General features: G+C 40.2%; 4 protein-coding genes and 1 tRNA gene. All 5 read right to left on the bottom strand.

Going from position 1 to position 3,814, the window contains the following annotated elements:
- Positions 1-4: 4 nt before the first annotated feature.
- Positions 5-76: transfer RNA gene (locus tag ACESNQ_RS08575), tRNA-Glu, on the bottom strand.
- Positions 77-212: 136 nt separating this feature from the next.
- Positions 213-824 (bottom strand): 30S ribosomal protein S4, encoded by a 612-nt coding sequence (gene rpsD / locus ACESNQ_RS08570; RefSeq protein ID WP_004253981.1) that lies wholly within the window; start codon positions 822-824, stop codon positions 213-215.
- Between the two features lie 203 nt (positions 825-1,027).
- The gene (locus tag ACESNQ_RS08565) at positions 1,028-2,062 is read right to left on the bottom strand and encodes a sensor histidine kinase (protein WP_373076202.1); all 1,035 of its coding nucleotides are present in this window, start codon (positions 2,060-2,062) and stop codon (positions 1,028-1,030) included.
- Positions 2,059-2,757: a response regulator transcription factor gene (locus ACESNQ_RS08560; RefSeq protein WP_373076200.1), complete on the bottom strand. Its 699-nt coding sequence runs from the start codon at positions 2,755-2,757 to the stop codon at positions 2,059-2,061. The genes ACESNQ_RS08565 and ACESNQ_RS08560 overlap by 4 nt, the downstream gene beginning before the upstream one ends.
- Before the next feature lie 80 nt (positions 2,758-2,837).
- On the bottom strand, positions 2,838-3,814 hold a 977-nt coding region (locus tag ACESNQ_RS08555), incomplete at its 5' end, for an SSURE domain-containing protein (protein ID WP_373076198.1).

Raw genomic sequence — 3,814 nt, 5'->3', positions numbered from 1 at the left:
CCCATAGTCCGTACGGGATTCGAACCCGTGTTACCGCCGTGAAAAGGCGGTGTCTTAACCCCTTGACCAACGGACCTGAGCTTTTTCAACTCTTTCTATTATACCCGCTTTTAGAATCTTGTCAAGAACTTGAGATAAATTTTTCTTATTTTTTATTTTTTACAAAGCAAAAAGCCCACTGTTGTAGGCTTTCTGTAAGATATTTCTTAAAATTAAAGCATCTTGTTGTAGAATTCAACGATAAGTGCTTCGTTGATTTCTGGGTTGATTTCATCACGTTCTGGCAAACGAGTCAATGAACCTTCCAATTTTTCAGCATCGAATGATACAAATGCTGGACGTCCAAGAGTAGCTTCAACCGCTTCAAGGATTGCTGGAACTTTCAATGATTTTTCGCGAACTGAGATTACTTGACCTGGAGTTACGCGGTATGATGGGATATCAACACGTTTTCCGTCAACAAGGATGTGACCGTGGTTTACGAATTGACGAGCTTGACGACGAGTAGTCGCAAGACCAAGACGGTAAACTACGTTATCCAAACGACGTTCCAAAAGAAGCATGAAGTTGAAACCTAGGATTCCGCCCTTGATTTTTGTAGCTTGTACGAACAAGTTACGGAATTGTTTTTCGCCTACTCCGTAAGTGAAACGAAGTTTTTGTTTTTCAGCCAATTGCAAACCGTATTCTGACAATTTAGAACGGTTGTTTGGTCCGTGTTGTCCTGGTACGTAGTTACGACGTGCCAATTCTTTACCTGTACCTGTAAGTGAAAGGCCAAGGCGACGAGCTTGTTTCCAAGATGGTCCTGTATAACGTGACATATGTATGTCCTCCTAATATAAATATAATTTCGGCGGAAATAGTCACTTAGAAAGCCCTGATTCGTGCAGATGCCCTTCGCCTAAACAGCCAAGGTTACTTGTTATAAGACACCTGTTGACGAGCTTCATGCTTTCCTGCTGCTATTTCACACAAAGGCTATTGTACCATGAAATACTACATTTGTAAAGAAAATTTTTTAGTTTTATTTCAAATTAAGATGAAATGTAAACGTACTTCCTATTCCGTAATGGCTTTCTGCTGTTATTTCACCACCTAGTTGATGGGCTAGTTCTCGTGCAATCGCAAGTCCTAATCCATGACCACCTGTCTTCATATTACGTGATGTTTCTACACGATATAGTCGGTTAAAAATTTTTTCCAAATCTTCAGGAAGAATACCTTGACCCTCGTCTTTCACACTGATTGTCAGCTCTTCTTCTGTTAATTGAGCAAGAACTTCAATCCTAGTTCCAGGTTCTGAATATTTAAATGCATTGTTTAACAAATTGACTAGAATACGAGAGAGTTTGTTGTAATGACTCTTGATTTTCGCAGACTCAGGCTTTACTTGAATGTAGACATCTCGCTCCTCTTGTTCAATCTGAAGTTGAAATTCACTCATCGACTCAATCAACAGCTGATCTAAAAACACATCTTCGACTTCTTCGTCAGCTATATCTTGAGCCTGAGCGTTAAGAGTCAAAACATCCAATTCCTCGACTAGCTTGTTTAAACGCTCGGTTTGGCGACCAATCGTCGTTAAGTAATGGAGTCGTTCCTCTTCCTTGATTACTCCATCTAGAATGCCTTCCACAGTAGCCTGAATGGAGGTAATGGGAGTTTTAATATCGTGAGAGAGCTGAGCAATCATCATTCTCTTTTCTTGCTCACTCTCATCAAGTGATTGAAAGGTATCTTGTAAATTGTGGGACATGTCATTAAAAGCTTGGCCTAACTCTTGAAATTCTATCGGCCCTTTGGTTTCAATTTCTGTGCTGAAATCTTTGCCAGCTATATTCTGAGCTTGTTTTTTCAAATGTTTTAGAGAAGAAAAAACAGGTGACAAAAGAAAGATGCTCACTGCAGCGCCAATGAAACTTGCAATCAAGGTCATTCCAACCAGAAAGTAAATTTCACTTTTCTCAATCAACATTCGTTGGACTGCCCAGAAAACGACCAAAATCGTTAGTAGAGTCGAAACTAGATACCCCACTAAAATATAGCTTTTTAATTTCATTTTTTACCTCTCGGTCTTTCCATCTTATAGCCCAATCCCCAAACAGTTTTGATAGCAGGAGTGTTTAAATTCGTATACTTACTCAACTCTTGTCTCAAAGCATGGATATGAACATTGAGTGTATTGGTATCATCCACATAGTCCTCCTGCCATACCTTCTCGTAAAGCTCAGTCTTTGAAAAGACTCTCTCAGGATTGCTGGCTAATATCCATAGAAGTTCAAAAGATTTCACTGTCAATTCCAAAGGCTGTTCTCCAATGCGAACCTCATGAGTCACATGGTTGATCACTAAGTCACCAAACTCAATCTGCTCGGTCTCTCCGCCACGACTAAGACGGCGCAAGATATTATTCACTCTTAAAACTAATTCCCGTGGGCTAAACGGTTTAGCTATAAAATCATCTGCCCCCAAACTTAATCCATAAATCTTATCCTGTTCGCTTGTCTTAGCAGTTGTAAAGAGAAAGGGTTGATCAGGAGCAATATACTGAACTTCGCTGATGAAATCATAACCGTTCATATTAGGCATCATGATATCCGTGATAATGAGGTCGATAGATTTTTTTCTAAAAAGTTCTAATCCTTCCTTCCCATCATGGGCAACTAAAACATCGTAACCTGCCTGTATAAGATAACGGTTTTGAATATCTAGAATATCTATCTCATCATCAACCAGCAAAATTGTCTTTTTCATCTGACACTCCTTCGATAAAAACAGTGTTATACTTGCTTTAGTATAACACTATTTTCTCTAATGTTTAAGTGATTTGAATCTTAATCTTCTCGTTTGGTTTTCCAACCCAAAAATCCAACAAGACCTGCCAAGACTAGACCAAGGGCTCCAAGTCCAGCTGTATTCGTTTGAGCTTCACCAGTATTTGGTAGCATCGGTTGCCCATCATTTTTCCTAGTTTCAGCCATGGAATCAGCCATTCTCATCTCTGAAGCTTGGGCTTCTTTCGTCATATCCTTCATTTTGTTCATTGAATCTGACGTAGAAGAAGGCATTGCCATCTGATCTCCTTGAGGAGTGCTGGACATCATTTCTAATCCATGAAGTCGAATCATTACTTGACGAGTAGCAACCAGATTGGTCAAATCAGGTTTGCCATCTTTAGCGCCATAGACTTTAATAGTAGCTGAATATGTATGGGTTCCGTTAGCTCGAAGTTGCTCCAGCAAGGCCTGACCATCTTTGCCAACCGTATTGCCATTCAAATCCACTTCGTAGAAATATTGACCTTTAGCCAAGCCTTCAAGTGGCAATAGAGCAGGATTTTTAGCTGTTCCATTGTCTGACCATGGAGCCTTATCTGAGGCTTTCAAGATAAGGCGGGTCAACATTCCATCTCCACCAAAAGCTTCGTATGGAATGACTTGGTTGACACCGGCCAAGAAAGGTCCAGGAACCTTAGCCTTATCAAGGTAGCTAGCTGGAACATCAATCATGTCTTTGACATTGTTAACAACAGACTCTTTAACCTGATTTGGTGTGGTCAAGCCATTCAAATTAACAGTCAAATCTTTAGTCGCTACTAGGTTAGTCAAATCGGCCTTGCCATCTTTCACACCGTACACTTTAATAGTAGCTTTATAACTTTGAGTTCCATTTTGTTTCAAGAAGTCAAGAAGCTCTTTATCTGATTTACCTTGGGTGCCAGCCAAGTCTACTTCGTAGAAGTAAAGGCCTTTGCCCAATTTCTCTACTGGTGGGAGGGCAGGATTTTTAGCTGAGCCGTTGTCTGACCATG

It is taken from the genome of Streptococcus infantis (genome assembly GCF_964243025.1).
In the GTDB taxonomy this organism is placed as follows: Bacteria; Bacillota; Bacilli; order Lactobacillales; family Streptococcaceae; genus Streptococcus; species Streptococcus infantis_N.
Note: the sequence above shows the minus strand (reverse complement) of the source record. Positions and strands in the feature narration are given on the sequence as shown.

Excerpts from the sequence above, each read along its gene's own strand:
- ACESNQ_RS08565 (WP_373076202.1), bottom strand. The coding sequence starts at position 2,062 with ATGAAATTAAAAAGCTATATTTTAGTGGGGTATCTAGTTTCGACTCTA.
- rpsD (WP_004253981.1), bottom strand. The coding sequence starts at position 824 with ATGTCACGTTATACAGGACCATCTTGGAAACAAGCTCGTCGCCTTGGC.
- ACESNQ_RS08560 (WP_373076200.1), bottom strand. The coding sequence starts at position 2,757 with ATGAAAAAGACAATTTTGCTGGTTGATGATGAGATAGATATTCTAGAT.